Raw genomic sequence first — 18021 nt, forward strand, 5'->3', positions numbered from 1 at the left:
CCTTCCCGAGAGGGCAAGCGGCTGCGCCGCTGGCCTCTGGGCAGCCGGCGAGCCGGCCGCGGTCGTGGGTGCTGTTTGTCGCGGCAGGGCCCGGCGCCGGCTCGCTGCGCTCGGCCGACGCCTCGGATCGCGGTCGGCTGCTCCCCCGCGTCAGCGGGTGTGGGGGTTGCGCATCCACGCGGCCATCACCCGCTGGAGTGCGGTTTCGACGGGAGTCCACGGGCGCACGATCTCGTCGACGGTGGCCTGGGTGATGCCGTGGCTCTCCATCTGCCAGGTGACGCAGAGTCGGCCGTCCTCGAGGTACATCGGCCTACCGTCGTCCCAGCTGGCGTAGCTGCCGATGGCGCGGGTGGCGTCTCGGGTCCGCATGAGGACGTTGGTCTCGACGATCTCGGTGATGATGGCGCCGGGCGCGCGCCAGGAGACGTTGTGGCCGGCGAAGTCGGGATCTTCGTCGACGGGGCCGATGGGGGCGACGGCGTAGAGAGTGCCGCGGGATGTGAGCGTGCCGGAGGGTGTGGTGATCTCGGTCTGGAATGCGAAGGCGCGGGCGAAGTCCTGGTTGGTGGAGAAGTAGACGCGGTCGGTACGTGAGACGATGCCGAGCTCGGGGCGCTCTCGGGGCTTGTACGGGATCCCCAGGCCGGCGGCCGCGGCGTCGCGTGGGCTGAGGAGTCGACTGCCGATCTCGAGTCCTGGGCAGCCGCCGTGCCAGTAGGTCGGTGCGGATGTCATTGGACTTACTGCGGCAGGGGCTCGAGGAGCTCGGGACCGTTGGCACGGATGCCGAACGGGGCTACGGCATCGAACTCGAGGCCGGATGCCTCGGCGACGCCGGCGTGCACGGCCTCGTCGACGAGGCCCTGGTCGCCGACGAGGGACGGATCGAGCCAGTGCAGCCACATGTGCTCGGGGAGGATGACGGGGTTGCGATCGTGGATGCCGGCGAGGGTCTGCACGGCATCCGATGTGACGATGGTCGCGGTGAGCACCCAGCGGTCGGGGTCGTCGTCAGGCTTGGTGTGGTCGGGCCACCAGGAGTAGAGACCGGCGAGGCCGAGGAGCTCGCTGTGCGGGTCGTGGATGAACCAGGGCTGCTTGGAGCCCTTCTCTCCCGTCCACTCGTAGAATCCGCGAGCGAGGATGATCGCTCGTTGGGTCTGCAGCGGCTTACGCCAGGTGCTCTTACTGGTCAGCGTCTCGGCGCGGGCGTTGAACGTCGGGTACTTGAGCTTGAGGGTGTCGCTCCATGACGGCACGAGGGACCAGTGCGCCTGCTCGAAGCGGAGCTCGCCGGTCTTCGCGGAGTCGATGAGCACGGGGATCCGCTGTGTCGGTGCGATGTTGTAGTTGGCTTCCCAGTCGGCGCGCCAGTCCTCGGGCTTGCGGCCGGTGCGCGTGACGAAATCGGTGATCTCTTCGTTCACCCGTGAGTCCATCGCGAAGCGCCCGCACATAGTTGCAGCGTATCTCCGGTCTCAGACACCTAGCGAGGATGTCGCATGCTCGAGCCGAGCGGGAGGTCTACGCCCTCGGCGACATGCAGGCCGTTCATGATGTCTTGTCGGGGTCGGGGTCGGGGTCGGGCCTGCGGTAGCGGATCTCGCGGCCGTCTGCGCTGAACGTGACGCCTGGCTCAAGGGGAGGCAGGAGCTCGGGGATGGGCTGGAAGTTGTGAGGGGTGAAGTTGCAGTCCAGGGTGCCGGCGTCGATGCGGTGCTCGAGGTAGTACTGCAGGCGCGCCGTTGCGGTGGGTGCGGCGTCGAGGATGCGGGTGGAGATCTCGACGAGCGGCTTCGCGCCGGCCTGGGGCGTGAGACCGAAGATCCCGAAGGTGATCTGCGGATCGTGGTCCCACAGCTGGATCCTGAGCGTGCCGGATCTGCTGAACGGGCTGATGTACCAGGTCGCAACGGTGGCCTGGTCGAGATTGACGGTGGTGACCGGCTCGGCGGGTCGGAGGAACCTCTTCGCGGAGAGGGTGAGGTTGTGACTGTCGTCGATGGCGATCGCGCCGCCAGCTTCCCAGATTGGGTCCGCGCGCCACATGATGTGCAGGACGAGGAACCACACACCGATGATCATGGCCATCGCGGCGAAGAAGATGCCGGGAGTGAGGAGAGCATCAGCCCAGGGCATCCCGGTGAGCGGGGCGGAGATCGCGCCGGTCACGGCGAGACTCGCGAGCGCGAAGAGGCCCGCGAACGCGGCGAACTTCCGTTCGATCATGGGATGTTCTCTCTGCCGACCGCTTCGGCTTCGGCGCCGGTAGCGAGGATCCGCAGCGCGTTGGCCTGCTGTGTGGGAGTCATCCTGATCGAGGCGCCGACGATGTTGTGGATGCTCAGGCTGTACTCCCCTGCCGCGTCGAGCGCGATCGTGGCGACGGCGAGCAGCTCGTGATCGTCGGGGAGGTCGATGGGGATCTGTGCAAGCATCCGGCGATCTGCTGCGCGGTGGTCGGTGTGAGGGTTGCTGACGACGAAAACACCGGTGCCGTGGCGAGCGTCCAGTATCCCTTCATCGCGGAGTACGCGGATGCCTTCGCGGACGGTCATGCGGGACAGGTGGAAGCGTTCGATGAGCTCCGGTTCGGAGGGCAGCTTGATGCCGGGGCCCAATTGGTGCGTGCTGATCACCGCACGCAGTTGTTCGGCCACTTGGGCGTAGGCCGGAGGTTGGCCGGGAGTGCGGTCGATGATGCTGAGCGCGTCGAGAGGGAAGTGGTCGGGAGTCACTCAACTCCCCTGTTCGATTCTTGCCGTCGCCCGATGGATCTCTGCTGTGGTCCACGCGGCCGGCGCCAGCCGCAGGAGTGGCTCGATGGTGCCCCAAAGGGCATCGACGTCGGGGCCGTCCCAGAATAAGTCGTAGGAGTGAGCCCCGATCTCGTTGCCATCGGCCCAACCGACTCCTGCTGCTGTGACTGCGGTTGCGGTGTCGAACTCGAACTGCATGAGACGAGTCATGACTTCGATGTCGAACGGGGCGGGACGGTGCTGGAACTTCACCGCAACCCATCCGCGGACTGGCTCACCGGACGCTGCGGGCGTGAGTTGGTTGGGTGTGAGGGCGTGAACGAGGCCGTCGTGGACATCGATGCCGTCACAGATCGGGCAGTTGGTGGTGGCCACGGCTTCTCCTCTGAGGACTTCGCTCAGTCCGACGTCGTCTTACGGATGGTGGTGCGCGCCGACTTCCGGTAGGAGCGCAGCGGCTTTCGGGGGGCTTCGTCGAGGAAGGCTTTGCCTGCGCCGCTGGCGAGCTTGGTGTTACGCAGCTGGACCCGGTAGGGGTAGACGTCTTCGAGGAGCTCGCTGCGGGCGACGACCGCGGCCCAGTAGCTCGGGAAGGTCGAGATCTCCACGAGCTTGCCGCCGGCGGCGAGGCGCTTGTCGGCGGCGCGATCGCGGTCGGTGCGGGCCATGCGGACGGTGAGGACGGGCATGTTCTTGATCTTGATGACTGCGAGATCCCACTGCTCGAGGTAGCCCTTGTATCCCCACAGTGCGACGGCGTTTTCGGGGTCGGATGAGATCTTGGTCACGGCGCTGCGGGCGTAGACGAGATCTTTCCGCTCCTGCTCGAAGGCGCCCTGTGGGGGGCGGACGAGGCTGATGACGTGTCCGATCCGGCGCGGTGGGACGCCGTCACGGATCCATCGGCGGATGGTGCCCTCGGAGACGCCGAATGTCTCGGAGGCGGTGCCGGCGTCGACGTGGCCGAGTCGGTTGAAGCTGCCGAGGGCGGCGCCCATGACTTGGCCGAGCTTGCGGGCGCCCCAGGCCTTCTCGAGTGCTTCGATGTTGGCGCTTTCGGGGGTGAACCAGAGCGGGGCGGGGTCGGTGTAGGTCGACGAGACGTCCATGACTAACCTCCTCACTAGTGAATGTGACATTCACAGCATAGGCGACGTCGGTAGTCGTGGTCAACGACGCGCGGGTGCCTGTGCTGTGGCTGCGGCCTACTTTCCGCGGAACCGGAGAACGTGCCCGACGAAGGCTGAGCCGGTCTCGTCGTACAGCTTCGTGAGCGCCGGAGTGGAGACGGAGAGGTTCTCCGTCTTCGGCAGGTTGAGGTCGTCGAAGAGGGCGCTCTGCAGCTGCTCGCGGCTGCGCAGGTTGATCTCGCGGCCGAGCTCGGCGTAGGCCTGCTTCGCGGCTTCCTCTTGCTCGGTGTTGCCGGCGGTCTCCTCGAGGCGCCGCTTGATGAATGCGTCGGCGTCCTTCTTGTGGAACAGCGGCGAGCGCGCGCCCTCGGGGAGCGCGGACTTGGGGAAGCCTTCTTTGCGCTGCTTGGTGCCGGTGGCGTAGACGCGCACGGTCTGCTGAGAGACGTTGAGCTTCTCGGCGATGTAGGCGTAGTCGACGAGCTCGGGCATGGTGGCTGCCATCGGCTGGTCCTTTCTCTGGTCGTCAGTCCGGTCACGCCTGATAAAAGCGTGACATTCACTACATAGAGCGTATCGTGCCGGTCGACGGATTCGAGCAACGGCGCGGGTGGGAGCTAGGCGGTGGGAGGGGTGGATCGCCTCGCGGAGGCCGGCGGCATCAGCGCCACTCGACGCCCTTGATGCCGTGGAACTGCCAGCCGTCGACGTAGCGGGTGTCGTAGATGCCGGTGAGGTAGTCGGTGGCTCCGGCGTCGCCGCCCTGCACCCATGCGTCGTAGAGCTGCTGCTGCTCGAACGGGGACATGTCGAGGTTGCTGAACCGCTCGGCAACGTACTTCTTGTCGTTGGGGTCGGAGGAGGGGCCCTGCAGGGCGTTGATGCGGATGGTGCGCTGCCGGGTGGGGAGCTGCGCCTGTACGCGCTTGGCGAGCTGCCCGCGGCCGCGCTGGGTGGTCACGGACTGGCGGACGCGCTTGGTGATCTCCTTGGTGATCGCGGCACGCGGGTTCTGCGCGCCGCGGATCCATCGCTGGACGGTGCCCTGGGAGACACCGAGCTTCTTGGCGGCGAGGCCGGTCGCGATCGGGAAGCGGTCGCTCTTGCCGGGGAAGAGGAACCGGAGCATGGCGCGGGTGTCGGGGTGCTCGGCGGTGTAGTCGGGGATCTTCTGCCCGGTGAGGCCCTCGAACATCGCTTTCATCTGGAGGGCTTGGGCGCCCTTGCTCAGTGCCATCAGATCAGCTCCTCGAGGTATTTCTTGCCCTTGTAGGAGCCGTCACCGTTGAGGAACTCGGCGTGATGCGCGAGCGGGTCGGATCCCTCGTACTTGTATTGCCCCAGGCCGCGGCCGAACCAGGCGGGGTCTCCCGGCCAGGCCTCGAGCGGGTCGATGTGGTCGCTGGTGTAGACGACGGTGTCTTTCTCGATCGCGACGGGCCACCGGCCGGTGCGCTCGGCGTTGGCGAGGACGCGGCGGATGATGTTGGCGCGGGACTTGGCGACGATCATGTCGTGGCGGTGCGGGGCCCAGACGGCGAGGGTGTCGTGGTCGCCGCGGTAGTCGAGCATGCCGATCGCGGCGGCGTAGACGATCTTGAGCAGGTCACGGGCGGCCTGGTCGTCGACGTCGGTGGTGTCGAGGGTGGTGCGGGCGTCGCGGATGCGCTTGTACCAGGCCTCGAAGACCTTGGCCTTGCGATCCCACAGCCAGGCTTCGTGGATCTCGAGCTCGAGGCCCATTTCGCTCGCGAGCTCGAGGGTGGGTGTGCTGACCCAGATCTGAGAGCCGGCGAACCCTTCGCGGACGATGCCCTGCGCGGCGAAGATGTCGGGCATGAGCCAGCTGCCCGGTTCAGGGGCGGTGATCAGCCAGTAGCCGGGCTTGTTCGTGGCCTTGGTGAACTGCAGCGGCCCGTCGTAGTGGGTGGGCGCGCCGACGCCGACCTCGGTGCTTGCAGCGGCGAGGTAGGAACCACCCCGGTCGAACCCGTGCGCCCACTTCTGCTTGATCTCGTCGCCGAAGAGCTTGCGCTGCCAGTTGAAGTCGCCCTCGGCCATCATCTGGTCCTTGACGGGCGTGGGCCGGTCCTGCGGGTAGTAGATCTCGTCGTGCTTGTCGCGGGGCAGCAGTGCGCGCATGAGCTTGGTGCCGGTAGTGCCAGCGCTGCTGCGGTAGGGGAACTTGAGCGCCGCGGTGAACTTGCCCAGGCGGTGGGCGATCGTGGCCGGGTCTGGGTCGCCGTCGAGGATCGTGCTGATGAAGCGGAAGTCCTGGGCGGGCAGGAGCGCGATGTGCGCGCCGATGCCGCGGTTGTCCTCGCGCCACACGTCGATGCTGCCGGTCATGGAGCCGTCACCGCTGAGCGAGAATCCGGCCTCGGTCGCCAGGGTGATGAACGGGTGCCCCTTGGTGGCCTCGCGCAGCAGCTTGCCGTAGTCGGAGTCGGTGGATTCGGGCAGGGTGTCCAGCGGGAGGCCGAGCGCGAGGGCGGCTTCCATCGTGAGGTAGATCTGGCCGCGCTCGGTCTTGCGTGCACCGTTCGTGCCCTGGTTGATGCGGGTGCCCAGGTTCAGGTCGGTGGCCAGCTGCGCGAGCTGGCCGGCGTGCTCGAGCTGACCGCGGATGGTGATCAGCTCACCCGTGGACAGCCAGAGCCCGTCCGTGTGGAGCACGCCCAGCGGTGCACGGAAGTCCTCGGCCGACGTCGTGGTGCTCGGACGTGCGGGCGCGGTCGGGACGGGGGAATCTGCAGCTGCAGGCTGCTCGGGCTCGGGCTCGGGCTCGGGCTCGGCCGGGGCCGGCGGTGCCGACTGCGGGGTCTGCTCCGCCGGCTGAGTGGGCGTGGGCGCTTCGTCGACGGTCGGGGCGTCGAACAGCGCCGGGAAGTCCACGGGCGAGTCGTCCGGGCCTGCTCCCCCGTCTCCGCTGGTGGGTCCGCCGGAGGGCTCATCGGGGTTGCTGCCGGTGAGGGCTGACAGTGGGATGTCCCACACGCGGTGCTGCATTGAGCGTCCGGTGCGCCGGACGACGCTGCGCTTGCCGGCGCCGTCAACGAGGAGCCACCCGTGGGAGAGCATCGACGAGGACAGTGAGGTCTTGGTGTCGCTGAATGCTTCGTCGGCGCGCTGTGACATCTGGCGGGCGACGGCGATGGCGGTGGTCGGGAACAGGTAGAGGCGCTGGTCGCGGATGATGCCGACGCGCTGGCCGTTGGGGCGCCACTGCGGCTGCATGCCGGTGGACTGGTCGGTCCATCCCAGCGAGCTCGCGTCTTCGGGGACTGCGCCGTCCATGCCGGCCAGGTGGGCGTTGCCGTTGGCGATCGCCTCGCGCAGGTACTCCATCAGCTGCTCGGCGGGGTCGGATGCGGACGAGTCCTGCAGGCTGATCGCCTCTGCGATGCCGGCACGCGCCCAGGCGTAGAAGTCCTTGGCCTCTTCGGCGGTAATGACGTCGAGGTCGCGGAGCATCATCAGCATGATCACGATGCCGCGGTCCAGGACCACGGCGGATTGCACGAGGCGGTCGTGGAGGCCGGCGTGCCCGTTCTGGCTGGGGATGGTCTTACGCCAGTAGTCCTGCGTGCACAGGCGGTGCTCGCTGTCCTCCTCGGCCTCGGTGAAGTCCTTGACGAGCTGCTGCCGCCGCGCCGCGGTCCACTGCACGAGCGACGAGCCGATGAGGGCGCGGGCGTGGCGGGCGCGGCGGGACTCGAGGCGCCCGAAGATCTCGCCGCCGTTCTTGAGAGTGGCGGGGTCCAACGGCAGGTTGACGATGCGGGAGTCGGCGGAGCCCTGGGCGGACAGCTCGCCGGACGTGATGATGCTGGCAAGGATCGGACGGTCGGCCTCGGCGCCGCCGCGCTGCTTGCCGCGGATGCGTCCGATGCCGTTGAACACGGTGCGGCCGAGGGTGCTGATGCGGCGGATCGCGTCGCTGGCGTTGCCGTCCGGGGCGAAGTCGTCGACGATGACGGGCACGTTGCTGATCGCGGAGAGGGTGCGCTGCAGGCCGATCGCGGTGGATCCGCCGGCAGCGCCGGAAATCAGGCCCTTGGTGTTGTGGGTGAGGTTCGGTGCGAAGTACTGCACGGCCAGGCGGCTGTGGGAGGTCTTGTAGGACGCGAACCCGCCCACCAGGTGCAGCAGGATCGGGCCGGGCAGGACCGGGGCGGTCCAGGAGTGGCCGAGCAGGGGGGCGATCACGCGGGCCGGGAGCTCAGATTCGCGCAGCGCCACGGTGCCGTCGATCCATGCCTGACGCAGCGCGTCGCGGTCTGTGGTGGGGGCGGGCATTGCATAGATGTCGGAGGTCTTTGCCACGTCCACGTCGACGTCGACCGCGCCGCCCTTGGCGATCGCGCCTGCGGCGTGTACGAAGTAGTCGCCGGTTTCGGCGGTGCGCCATCCGACCGTGGTGTGGACGATGCTGTTGTTCCGCGGCGGTTTGATCGCGTTCATCGCATCCCACGCCTGATCCGCGCCGCGGCGGCTGTTCGACTCGAGGAACCCCGGCCAGGGCATCGCCTTTGACCATGACCCGTCGCGGATCTGGTCTTCGGTGTACTTCAGGGTGACCGACTCGGTCTTGAACTGGCCCGTGTCCGGGTCGCGGGTCGGGTAGCCGCGGTCGTTCGGAACCCACCGGGAGAACTTGATCACGTACAGGTGCGGGGGTCGGGCGATCTCATTGTCGGTGCCGTCGTCCTCGATGGCGACGGTCTGGACCTCCGCCCACCCGCGCATGACTCGGAAGTACTTGTCGTCCTCGTCGCCAGGGGTGTGCTTGATGAGCACAGTCTGCCCCTCGACGACGTCGTAGTGGTTGCCCTGGATGAACGGGCGCTTCTCGGGCTGGTCCTCGGGGTTGTCGTTCCCGAAGAACACTCCCCCGTTGCCGCCTCCGCTGCCGGTCTGTGTGCGGGGTGAGGCAGGGGTGATCTCGACGGTCTCAGCCGGCGGCTGCTCGTCGACGTCGGGACGGATCGCGACGATCGACGAAGCGACCGCCTGGGGCACGTTGAGGCCCGCGACGATGTAGGTGTCGCGGGCGATCCGCGCACCCTCGGCGACCGCGGCCGCGTACTCCTGCAGGGCGGTGCGGCCGCGGTCGCCGAGCTGCTCCGCATCCAGACCCGGGTCGATCGCTTTGATCCGTTCGAGGCGGTTGAGTGACTCCCGCGCCCATGCCTCGGCGTGCTGCTCGGAAGTCGCCCGGTCCTGCTGGCTCTGCTCGAGCTGTGCGGTCGCTTCCTTGAGGCACACCGCAACGCCGGTGCGCCCGTGCACGAGCTTGTCGGCCTCGGCCGCGGCGACGATCGCACGGGCGTCGTCGACGGTGATCTCGACGAGCGTGGCGACCGTTCCACCAGCGTCCATGTGGTCGGTGAAGTCCGACTTGCGATCGTCGAGGTTGGGCAGGAAGATCCGCGCCGGGATGCCGAGCTCGGCCAGCTGCGCACCGACACCCGCAGCACGCTGTGCGCCGGCGGGATCGTTGTCGACGACCAGGTTGACCGAGGCGCCCCGGAAGTGCTCGAGCAGCTCGGCGGGGAAAGCCGTAGCGCCGCCAGCGTTCGTGGTCGCGGCCAGGCCCTCGGCGATCGCGCTGTCTGCGTCCTTCTCCCCCTCGAGCAGCCACACACCCCCGCCGGCGGCGACCGCTGCGCGGATCGCGGCGAGGTTGTAGAGCAGGGGGGCGAAGCCTTCCGGCTTGCGCTTGACCCACCGGCCATTGGCGCCGCGGTAGCTCTGGGTGAACCGCTTGTGCCGCTGTCCGTCCAGGGTGGTCTCTTCGCGGTGGACCCGCTGCAGGACGACGCCGCTGTCGTCGACGTACTCGTAGACCTTCACCTGGCGCCACGTCGCGCCCGTCAGGTCCGGGGTCTTGGGGGCGAGCTCATCCTGCGTCAGCCGCGGCGGCAGCGAAGGCCGCTTCGCCCTTGGGGTGCGCTGACTGGTGCGGCGGTCGGCGGGCAGTGGCGCGTCGAACAGGTCACTGACGGTCAGGCCGATCGCGCCGCACACGTCACGGAGGTCGAAGGCATCGCCGCAGCCGAAGCAGTGCATCATCACCTTGCCGCCGGCCCGGTCGTAACGGATGCTCAGCGACGGCATCGCGTCACCGTGCACGGGGCACAGCGCCATGTGCTGGCTCCCGTTGCGGCGAGGCTTCCACCCACCGCTCTCAAGCGCCTCGAGAACGCGGTCCATGGAGTTCGTAGCCGTCGCCGTGCCGGTGTACTCAAGCGTCATCGCTGCAGCACACCCCCTCGGGTGCACGCTGCAGCGCCCAGCGGGTGCGACACGACGGCCACACCAACGCTAGACATCCGCAATATCGCGGCTATAATCATGAACATCCGATCATGGATTGACTGACTCAGCATCAGTAAATTGATCAGCCTCTTGCCGGAGGCTGTGACCCAAAAGCACTCAAGACCCCCGACGGTTTGCCGACCAGAGGGGGTCGAGTCTTTCTACGCGGACCTTGGCATGTCGAGCATGTCGAGCTCCTGTTCTGCCGCGCGCGCAGCACGCTCACGCGCTGCCTTCTCCAACTCGTCCTTGACGTAGTCCGGGATCTCAAGCCCGGCTTGCTGTGAGACAGCCAGCGCAAGCCAGCTGCTGAGGGGGATCCCAGATTCCGCAGCGAGGCGTTCAAGGATCGGGTCGTATGCCTCCGGATATCGAACCGTTCTGACGGCGCGAGGGCCGTACGAACGACGTCCTGGCTTCGCTCTGGCTGACATGCCTCGTTTCTAACACGTAGCTGAATCAGAATCACGGATTGGCGCGGTGCGTCGCGCAGACGGCCCTGAGCTCTCATGTCAGGTATAGGCCGAACCTCGGACGCTTCGCGGACATCGGTTCCCGAAAAAAGTTGGGCATCGCTGTTGGTACACCTTTCTCGCCTCGCGCGGGCGCGCATGTGTGAGGACTGTTGTTTCAGAAGTGTCCCATGTGTCCCAGGTGCAGAAAAACACCAGATCAAATGCTAGAAACAGTGGGACACCTTCAAAACCCAAGGTGTAAGCCGTTCAGAAAAACCCCAGATCAGAAGCAAGTGGCTTGTGACTCTTTTTGGGAGGAAGGATTGTGTACCAAGGGGATAGATCGTGGAACGAACGGGGGGTTCGCGTTCTGTCGGGGTCGGGCGGGGGCGCGTTCGGGTGACACTGGTGGGCGCTGCAAGACGCTCTGCTGGGGAGTCTCGACGGCGATGGAGGCCGTCCTGGAACCCGCGTGTGCGGCGTGTCGCGTTAGACGCTGTTGTCGGTGGGGATCTTCCAGACACGCGTTGGTGCCCCGCCGATGCGCATCCTGGTGGTCCCGGTCTTGGACGCGATCAAGTGCTGGCGCTGCAGTGCTGCGGTGATGGCTTTGACGCTGAGGTTCGGGTCGCCGTGCGCGGCGCGGATGAACGGGAGTGCTTCGCCCGGCCGGATGTACAGGTAGTTGCGGTCAGCGCGGCCGATGGCCCATTCCTTGCTGTCTCTGGCGTTGTAGGTGAGCTCGCCACCGTTGTCGAGGAGGTAGCGGATGGCCTCGCGCACAGCCCAGACGATCTGGTCCTCTGGGTGGAGCCATGAGGTTGCCGGCGTGGCGGGCGCGTCGAGATCGAGAGTGCGCAGGACCGCGTCTCCGAGGTAGAAGGCCGCGCCGAGGCGGCGGGGCTTGTCGTAGTCGGGGTGGCGGGCAATGTTGACGGCGTGCTGGTTGAGGCTGAGACGGCGTGTGTTCTGCTGCAGGTAGCTCGCGATGATGCGGCGGCCTGCGGTCGCGGGTTCGCTTGCCATGGCGCGTAGTGGTTGAACGCTGCGGGGCCTCTGAGGCAGTTCGATCGTGATGGAGCGATCAGCGCTGAGTGGCTGGATGGTTTGCGAGCTGGCGATGATCAGCGCGGATGCCTTGCTCAGTGGTGTGGCGAACGAGACGAAGCTCTCGATCTCGATCTCGTCGAGGGTGCTGAGGGCCGCGCGTGCGGCGGCGGGTGGGGCGCCGTTGAGAACCAGCGGTTCACCGGGCTTTACGGTGCGGCGGATCTGGTGGAGCGTGAGTGGGTCGATGCGTGGTCGTTCGACTTCGCCGGCGAGCTCGGCGAGCGCATCGGCGAGGGTGCCTCGCGTCGTGGGGTTTCCTCCGATGATGAAGATCGGTGTGGGGAGGGGCTCGATGTGGGAGTAGGCGATCGCGCGGATGAGCTTGTCGGCGTGGAGCGGGAACGCCTCGCGCAGTGGTTCGACGCCTGCGGCCCAGGCGGTTCGCGCGTGAGCTGGGGGTATCGAGTTGCTGGGTTCGTTCATGGTCAGGAGCGGGGCGCCGTGAGTTCGTCGCTGGTAGAGGGGGCGAGCTCGGTTGCTTCAAGCAGCGATGATCTGATTACCCATGCGCGAGTTGATCGTCCCTGTATGCGGACGACGGTTGTTCTGGTGTTGCTGACCGCTCGGTGCAGTAGGCCGCAGCTCTCGAGTTCCGCTCCCAGTGCGGCGGGCGAGATTCCCTCGGGGAACAGGATCGGGAGAGCGATGTTCGGGATGAGCAGTATCCGGTCGCGCTCGATGCGTCCCACGAGGGGGATGGCTGAGCGGTTGTTGCCGTCGTCGCCCTCGAAGCGCACACGGTCCTCACGGGTGGCGCTGATCAGTCTGTCACGCAGGTCAGTGACCATCCGGGGCGGGGTGGCCAGCTCGAACACAGCGGGGCGCTCGGTGGCGTCGCGGTATTCGGGGAGGGTGATTGTTGAGCCGAAGTCGCGGAGGAATCGTCGGAGGAGATCGAGCCCGAATGTGGAGGCGAGGTCCGCGGCTCCGGCCTGGTCGGAGTGCTCGTCTGGCCATGTCGAGAGGTACTCGTCATGGAGGGTATCTCGGTCCATCTGAGCAACCCACTCTTGAAAGGCGTGACCCAGTTGGCGACGGGAGCCTCTCGCCTCTGGGCGGCTACTCTCGCGTAGAACCGATAGGGGGATGGGCTGGCGAATCGTCAATCGCCATAGGTAGTCATCGACCTCGCCATGTGAGACGGGATCGCCTGCCATGACAAGCAGGCGGCGGCCTGGGGTGTGCAGGTGATCGTCGATCGCCGTGCTAAGTCGGGTGCGGATCCGCGCGGTGGGGTTCAGGCGCGCGCTGACGTGGTCGATGAAGACCGGTTCCTTCGGCGCATCTGGACCTCCAGGGGCAGCCAGGTTCCCAGGCCAACCGGCGGGCTCAAGGAAGTCCACCATCTGCCGTGCAAGTGTCGACTTTCCCGAGCGGGGTGCTCCGGTGACGTACGCGACACCGGGGAACGGTGGCAGGGAGCAGCTGTATACGACTGCGCCGAGTAGGGGTAGTGCGACGTCGGGCTGATCTTCGACAACTAGCGAGTATCCCCGGTCCCACAGTTTGTCGACATCCATGGTGTAATGCTACACGTATCAGTGGTGTAACGCGCCTGTATTGGGTGCTTCGTGTCAGGTGTCTGTTCGAATGGCGATGAGCTCGTGGCCTTCGGGGATCTGCGTCTCGAGCAGCTCGCGCGCCTCCTGGTAGCTGTTTGCCTCGACGGTGATCCGCTCGGTGGCGGTGCTGCGGATGGTCCCAATGACACGCATGGCGCGGACCTTAGTCGGTGTCTCAGACATCGACGCGCTCGTACTCCGAGACTCGCTCGCCAGAGTCGGCCGCGATCTCGGATGACATGATCTCAGCGCTCATCTCGTCCAGGCCTTGGTCGATGAACTGCTCGTACAGCTCGGCCTCGAGCGGTCCCCGGCGGCTCATGCGCTGGCCTGCAGATGCCGTTGCACGTACTCGTCGAGTGCTGCCCGGACGACGTCGGAGTCGCTCTTCATCCCCAGTTGGGCGCGCAGCTGGTCGACTTCGCGCTTGCGGGTCGGGGTGACGCGGGTGCGGATCGTCGGGGAGGAGCCGGCGCCTGCTGCCGTCCCTCCCACGCGGGGCCGTCCACCGACCGCTCGTGCGACGGCCTGTGTGCTTCCGAGGGCGTCGAGGAGCATCTGCTGCCCGATGGCTGCCGCGTCGGCGCCGTGGGCGCTCTCCCCCGGCGTCGACGCGCCGGTGGGCTGTTCCTCGAGCGCGGCGAGGGCGGCGTAGCGTTCCTGGTCCTTCTTGCTGAGGGTCATCCGATCTCCTCCTCCATCTGTCGGCGGTAGTAGGCACCCAGCGGCATGACGTGGTAGACGACGAAGTTGCCGCCGGGCTTGAGTTCAATGAGCACTTCGATCAGCCGATCGGTCTGCGCGTGTTGCGGGCCGACGAAGACGCGACGCTGGTTGCGGGAGTCTCCTTCGTTGATCTTGACCTTGGTGCTCGTGTAGATCGCGTTCTGCATGGCGTAGAGCGCATCGGCGTGGGGAATGTCGTGCTTGTCAGCTGACTTCGGCCACTCGATCCCCATACAGGTATTGTGCCACAAAACGTAGCCCCAGGGGAGGTCGCCTGTGGAGAGATGGCCCGCGCGATCGGGCTGGGGGCGTAGCGTCGCGGAATGGTCGACGACGGACTGGCGATCGGCGTTCAGCCGCACTGCTGCGGCGTAGTGATGCGCGATCGCCCCGGCGTGCTGGTGTGCGTGGTGTGCAGCCGCGAGGACGTGCTGCGAACGGTGCCCGCTCCCCCGGTCTTCGTCGGCGCGAGCATCCATGGAGGGTGATCCCTACCTCGAGCTCGTCGTGACCTCGATGAGACGGGGTGTGATCGCTGCCGGCGCCGGAGTGATCGGGTGCTCGCTGAACTCGGCCGGCCCGGCTTCACGCCAGATGATCCGTCGCTCGCTGCACCAGGCGCAGTGCCCTGCCCAGTGGTACGGATCGGCGTTGTGCAGCCTGGTGCGCAGCGGCACCGCGTAGGGGCTCTGGATGCCGGCGCGCCACCGGATGTGCGGGTGGAGCTCGGCCGCGGCAAGGTACAGGCGTCGGCCGATGCCGAGACCCGCGTACAGCTCCCATCGGTTGCCGTCATCGTGGGGGTTGTCGGGGTTGATCGACGGGATGTCGTAGGGCTTGGAGAACACGTCGCCGAGCCCGTCGACGGGATCAACGGCGAAGCGGCCGCGCAGCCCGCTCGCGGCATGCTGCAGCACGACCATCGGATCCCCGTCCGGCGTCGTGGTGCGCAGCAAGTAGATCGTGGGGTCGTCGACCACACGCCTGACCCGGTCGACGTTCTCGCGCGCGATCTGCTCCGCGGCCGCGGCGGTGAGCAGCGGGTGGAGCAGCTCATCGTCACCGGCCTGCAGAACCGCCTCGGCCGCGGCCTCCTCAGCGAGGCCGGGAAGTCGCTCGAGCAGGCGCGGATGCCACTCGTTGGAGTGTCGGGAGGTTCGGGCCCAAGCGTTCGCGATCTCGGTGCGCAGCAGCTCGCGCGCCCACCGCTGCGCAACCGCCTCGAGGCCATCGCTCTCCTCGAGCTCGCGGAGCCGGCCGAGCGCTCGTCGACGCGACCACCAGCCCGCGGCCGCGACCTCGCGCCGCGCATGCCGGCGATCCAGCACGCGCCGTAGGTACTCCCCCTCGGGGCTGTAGTACTCGCCCGACACTCACTCGTCCCCCGCGTCACGGGCTAGCTGTACTGACCCGGATCGTTGTTGACGTAGGAGAAGCCTCCGGTGTCGAGTTGGAGCTGTCTAGTTCTGCAGCTCGAACACACGGAGGCTTCTCGTGTCCCACGCTAATGCCCGGCTCACTCCGGCCGGCAGGTTGATCATGGTTCAGCGCATCCAGTCGGGGCGTGCGGTCGCTCATGTCGCGGCGGAGATGGGGATCTCGCGCACGGCGGCGTGGCGGTGGTGGCGCAGGTTCCGCGAGCACGGCCCGGCGGGTCTGGTGGACCGGTCGAGCGTCGCTCATTCGCATCCCCGTCGGACGGCGGCATGCGTGGAGACCCGGGTGCGGATCATGCGTCATCTGACCCGCCGCGGCCCGATGTTCATCGCGGGCAAGCTCGGCCTGCAAGCCTCGACCGTGGGGCGGGTGCTGCGCCGGCACGAGGTGCCGCTGCTGCGCGAGCTGGATCCGGTCACGGGGACGGTGATCCGCGCGACCCGTCGGTCCGCGAAACGCTACGAGCACGACCATCCTGGGTCGCTGATCCACGTGGATGTGAAGAAGCTCGGCCGTATCCCCGACGGCGGTGGATGGCGTCTGCATGGCCGTGGCGAACGCCCGAATCGGCATCGCGGTGCGGGTTATGACTATGTCCACACCGTCATCGACGACCACTCCCGCGTCGCCTATGCCGAGATCCACGACGACGAGAAAGGCGCGACCGCGGCGGCGGTCCTGGAGCGGGCCATCGCGTTCTACTCCGCTCTCGGGGTCACGGTCGAACGGGTCATCAGCGACAACGCGTTCGCCTACCGACACTCCACCGCGTTCCGCGCTGTGATCGACGCTCACGGCATCGCACAGAAGTTCATCCGACCGCACTGCCCCTGGACGAACGGGAAAGTCGAACGCCTCAACCGAACCCTCGCGACCGAGTGGGCCTACGCCCAGCCCTGGACCTCAAACGATGATCGCCGACAAGGATTGACGGCCTGGCTCGACCACTACAACCTAGACAGGCACCATCTCGGCATCGGAGGCCACCCACCCATCGACCGAATCAACAACGGTCGAGGTCAGTACAGCTAGCTCGTCGGCGAAGGCCCGAGTGATCGCCGCTTCGTCGGGGAGCGCCTTCTGGTCGGCCTCGTCGAGTTGGTACCGGCTGACTGCGACCGGCGACGTTGTCGAGGCGAGCGCATAGCGGACGACTGTGTCGTTCTTGCCGGCGACCAGCAGGATCCCGAGCGTGGGAAGGTGCTTCTCACGGATGCGGTAGAGGTCGTCGACGACCGCGACGTAGAAGCCGAGCTGGCCGGCGTCTGCCGGGGTGAACTTGGTGGTCTTGAGCTCGACGACGACGTATCGCAGCTGCTCGACGTGGAAGAACAACAGGTCGATGTAGAAGTCATCGCCGTCGATCTCGACGTGCACCTGGCGACCCACGAACGCGAATCCGGGTCCGAGCTCCTGCATGGTCTGCAGGATCCGGTCGACCATGCGCTGCTCGAGCTCGCGTTCCGATGCATCCCCGTCGACGGCGAGGAACTGCAGCGCGTAGGGATCCTTCGTGATCTCCTGCGCCTGGTCAGAGTCGAGTCGTTCGAGCGCGCCGGCGAAGTTCGTAGGTGCTGCCGCCTCCCGCTCATGCAGCCGAGTCGTGATCTGGTGGGCGAGCACAGGCCGCGACCATCCGTGGTGCGCATCTTTTCCGGCGTACCAATCGCGCAACTCCTGGTCGTCGAGCTTGTCGAGCAGCTCGATCACGTGTCCCCACGGCAATTCGCCAACGGGTCGTTGGCGAATTGAATCGAGGTCCGGCCACGCCTCCGCGAAGCGGCGCATGTACCGCAAGTTCGCCGGCGAGAACCCCTTCATCGAGGGGAACTCGGCGCGGAGATCCTTCGCGAGCCGATCCAGGACGTTGGTGCCCCAGGCCTCCTGAGATCGTCGGGCACGGATCGTCTGGCCAAGATGCCACCACAGCTGCAGCAGCTCGTTGTTGGCTCTGCGCTGAACCCGCAGTCGTGCGGCGTGCACACGCTGCTTGAGCTCCTCGAGCGTCGAGGCGTCGTCGTCGGGCACCAGGTCGCTCATCACGGTGCCCCCTCAGTTGGCGATCGCCGCAGCGATCGCCACGATCGCACCGGCGGCGATCATGTAGGGGCCGAACGGGAGATCCGTGCTCTGGTGGCCGCGGCCGCGGCGCACTGCCGCGATGACCGCGTGCGGGAACGCGAGAACGTAGGCGAGCGCGATCGCTACGAACGGGAGGTACCAGGTGTGCCAGCCGGTGAGCAGTCCGACGCTGAGGGCGAGCTTGACGTCCCCGAACCCGACCTGCCCGGCCAGTCCGATCGCGGCCAGCAGAATGGCGAGCCCGATCGCGCCGCTGATCGCGGCGATCGCTTCGGCGCCGGCGCCGGCGGTGAGAGCGAGGGCTAGGACGGCGCCGGTGAGGACCGCGGCGAGGGTGAGGGTGAGCGTGTCCGGCAGGCGACGCTCCTGCAGGTCTGTGCGCGTCAGGAACGCCCCATAGGCGGCGTAGACGGCGATCATGGCCCAACCGCCCACC

At 67.1% G+C, this 18021-nt stretch carries 19 protein-coding genes; 1 reads left to right on the top strand and 18 read right to left on the bottom strand.

The window, feature by feature from the left end:
• Nucleotides 1-150: 150 nt before the first annotated feature.
• From H7694_RS16765 to H7694_RS16840, 16 genes are all read right to left on the bottom strand, one after another.
• A complete protein-coding gene (locus H7694_RS16765; protein ID WP_193599358.1) occupies nucleotides 151-738 on the bottom strand; it encodes a hypothetical protein in 588 nt (195 codons plus the stop codon).
• A gap of 5 nt (nucleotides 739-743) precedes the next feature.
• A complete protein-coding gene (locus H7694_RS16770; protein WP_193599359.1) occupies nucleotides 744-1460 on the bottom strand; it encodes an SOS response-associated peptidase in 717 nt (238 codons plus the stop codon).
• 94 nt (nucleotides 1461-1554) lie between these two features.
• Nucleotides 1555-2232: a hypothetical protein gene (locus H7694_RS16775; protein WP_193599360.1), complete on the bottom strand. Its 678-nt coding sequence runs from the start codon at nucleotides 2230-2232 to the stop codon at nucleotides 1555-1557.
• Complete coding sequence (locus tag H7694_RS16780) at nucleotides 2229-2741, bottom strand: winged helix-turn-helix domain-containing protein (protein ID WP_193599361.1); 513 nt, start codon at nucleotides 2739-2741, stop codon at nucleotides 2229-2231. Before H7694_RS16780 ends, H7694_RS16775 begins: the two co-directional genes overlap by 4 nt.
• Nucleotides 2742-3137 (bottom strand): hypothetical protein, encoded by a 396-nt coding sequence (locus H7694_RS16785; RefSeq protein ID WP_193599362.1) that lies wholly within the window; start codon nucleotides 3135-3137, stop codon nucleotides 2742-2744.
• Nucleotides 3138-3160: 23 nt separating this feature from the next.
• On the bottom strand, nucleotides 3161-3871 hold the full coding sequence (locus tag H7694_RS16790) for a hypothetical protein (protein WP_193599363.1): 711 nt from the start codon (nucleotides 3869-3871) through the stop codon (nucleotides 3161-3163).
• A gap of 96 nt (nucleotides 3872-3967) precedes the next feature.
• Complete coding sequence (locus H7694_RS16795) at nucleotides 3968-4396, bottom strand: hypothetical protein (RefSeq protein ID WP_193599364.1); 429 nt, start codon at nucleotides 4394-4396, stop codon at nucleotides 3968-3970.
• Between the two features lie 157 nt (nucleotides 4397-4553).
• Nucleotides 4554-5129 carry a hypothetical protein gene (locus H7694_RS16800; RefSeq protein WP_193599365.1) on the bottom strand — a complete coding sequence of 192 codons (576 nt, stop codon included), beginning with the start codon at nucleotides 5127-5129 and terminating at the stop codon, nucleotides 4554-4556.
• Entirely contained in the window at nucleotides 5129-10150 is a 5022-nt protein-coding gene (locus H7694_RS16805) for a CHC2 zinc finger domain-containing protein (protein WP_193599366.1), read from the bottom strand. Before H7694_RS16805 ends, H7694_RS16800 begins: the two co-directional genes overlap by 1 nt.
• Nucleotides 10151-11157: 1007 nt before the next feature.
• Nucleotides 11158-12201, bottom strand: coding sequence for a hypothetical protein (locus H7694_RS16810; protein WP_193599367.1), 1044 nt, complete (start codon nucleotides 12199-12201; stop codon nucleotides 11158-11160).
• Between the two features lie 2 nt (nucleotides 12202-12203).
• A complete protein-coding gene (locus H7694_RS16815; RefSeq protein ID WP_193599368.1) occupies nucleotides 12204-13298 on the bottom strand; it encodes a hypothetical protein in 1095 nt (364 codons plus the stop codon).
• Between the two features lie 54 nt (nucleotides 13299-13352).
• Complete coding sequence (locus H7694_RS16820; RefSeq protein WP_193599369.1) at nucleotides 13353-13493, bottom strand: hypothetical protein; 141 nt, start codon at nucleotides 13491-13493, stop codon at nucleotides 13353-13355.
• 22 nt (nucleotides 13494-13515) lie between these two features.
• Nucleotides 13516-13662, bottom strand: a complete 147-nt coding sequence (locus H7694_RS16825) for a hypothetical protein (RefSeq protein ID WP_193599370.1) — start codon at nucleotides 13660-13662, stop codon at nucleotides 13516-13518.
• Nucleotides 13659-14024, bottom strand: a complete 366-nt coding sequence (locus H7694_RS16830) for a hypothetical protein (protein WP_193599371.1) — start codon at nucleotides 14022-14024, stop codon at nucleotides 13659-13661. The genes H7694_RS16825 and H7694_RS16830 overlap by 4 nt, the downstream gene beginning before the upstream one ends.
• Entirely contained in the window at nucleotides 14021-14545 is a 525-nt protein-coding gene (locus H7694_RS16835; RefSeq protein ID WP_193599372.1) for a hypothetical protein, read from the bottom strand. The genes H7694_RS16830 and H7694_RS16835 overlap by 4 nt, the downstream gene beginning before the upstream one ends.
• Nucleotides 14546-14557: 12 nt before the next feature.
• A complete protein-coding gene (locus H7694_RS16840) occupies nucleotides 14558-15439 on the bottom strand; it encodes a hypothetical protein (protein WP_193599373.1) in 882 nt (293 codons plus the stop codon).
• A 121-nt stretch (nucleotides 15440-15560) separates the two neighbouring features.
• On the opposite strand from H7694_RS16840, the gene H7694_RS16845 reads away from it, so the two are divergent.
• Nucleotides 15561-16535 (top strand): IS481 family transposase, encoded by a 975-nt coding sequence (locus tag H7694_RS16845; RefSeq protein ID WP_193599374.1) that lies wholly within the window; start codon nucleotides 15561-15563, stop codon nucleotides 16533-16535.
• Here the strand turns inward: H7694_RS16845 and H7694_RS16850 are convergent.
• Together H7694_RS16850 and H7694_RS16855 are read right to left on the bottom strand one after the other, a co-directional pair.
• Complete coding sequence (locus H7694_RS16850) at nucleotides 16458-17543, bottom strand: PDDEXK nuclease domain-containing protein (protein ID WP_193599375.1); 1086 nt, start codon at nucleotides 17541-17543, stop codon at nucleotides 16458-16460. The genes H7694_RS16845 and H7694_RS16850 overlap by 78 nt on opposite strands.
• A 12-nt stretch (nucleotides 17544-17555) precedes the next feature.
• Complete coding sequence (locus tag H7694_RS16855) at nucleotides 17556-18005, bottom strand: prepilin peptidase (protein ID WP_193599376.1); 450 nt, start codon at nucleotides 18003-18005, stop codon at nucleotides 17556-17558.
• Nucleotides 18006-18021 lie beyond the last annotated feature (16 nt).

The organism is Microbacterium sp. YJN-G (genome assembly GCF_015040615.1).
GTDB lineage: Bacteria > Actinomycetota > Actinomycetes > Actinomycetales > Microbacteriaceae > Microbacterium.

What these genes read in the sequence shown, in the direction of transcription:
- H7694_RS16835 (WP_193599372.1), bottom strand. Translation starts at nt 14,545, where the DNA reads ATGGATGCTCGCGCCGACGAAGACCGGGGGAGCGGGCACCGTTCGCAG.
- H7694_RS16805 (WP_193599366.1), bottom strand. Translation starts at nt 10,150, where the DNA reads ATGACGCTTGAGTACACCGGCACGGCGACGGCTACGAACTCCATGGAC.
- H7694_RS16850 (WP_193599375.1), bottom strand. Translation starts at nt 17,543, where the DNA reads ATGAGCGACCTGGTGCCCGACGACGACGCCTCGACGCTCGAGGAGCTC.
- H7694_RS16820 (WP_193599369.1), bottom strand. Translation starts at nt 13,493, where the DNA reads ATGCGTGTCATTGGGACCATCCGCAGCACCGCCACCGAGCGGATCACC.
- H7694_RS16765 (WP_193599358.1), bottom strand. Translation starts at nt 738, where the DNA reads ATGACATCCGCACCGACCTACTGGCACGGCGGCTGCCCAGGACTCGAG.
- H7694_RS16810 (WP_193599367.1), bottom strand. Translation starts at nt 12,201, where the DNA reads ATGAACGAACCCAGCAACTCGATACCCCCAGCTCACGCGCGAACCGCC.
- H7694_RS16855 (WP_193599376.1), bottom strand. Translation starts at nt 18,005, where the DNA reads ATGATCGCCGTCTACGCCGCCTATGGGGCGTTCCTGACGCGCACAGAC.
- H7694_RS16815 (WP_193599368.1), bottom strand. Translation starts at nt 13,298, where the DNA reads ATGGATGTCGACAAACTGTGGGACCGGGGATACTCGCTAGTTGTCGAA.
- H7694_RS16795 (WP_193599364.1), bottom strand. Translation starts at nt 4,396, where the DNA reads ATGGCAGCCACCATGCCCGAGCTCGTCGACTACGCCTACATCGCCGAG.
- H7694_RS16790 (WP_193599363.1), bottom strand. Translation starts at nt 3,871, where the DNA reads ATGGACGTCTCGTCGACCTACACCGACCCCGCCCCGCTCTGGTTCACC.
- H7694_RS16800 (WP_193599365.1), bottom strand. Translation starts at nt 5,129, where the DNA reads ATGGCACTGAGCAAGGGCGCCCAAGCCCTCCAGATGAAAGCGATGTTC.
- H7694_RS16830 (WP_193599371.1), bottom strand. Translation starts at nt 14,024, where the DNA reads ATGACCCTCAGCAAGAAGGACCAGGAACGCTACGCCGCCCTCGCCGCG.
- H7694_RS16825 (WP_193599370.1), bottom strand. Translation starts at nt 13,662, where the DNA reads ATGAGCCGCCGGGGACCGCTCGAGGCCGAGCTGTACGAGCAGTTCATC.
- H7694_RS16770 (WP_193599359.1), bottom strand. Translation starts at nt 1,460, where the DNA reads ATGTGCGGGCGCTTCGCGATGGACTCACGGGTGAACGAAGAGATCACC.
- H7694_RS16775 (WP_193599360.1), bottom strand. Translation starts at nt 2,232, where the DNA reads ATGATCGAACGGAAGTTCGCCGCGTTCGCGGGCCTCTTCGCGCTCGCG.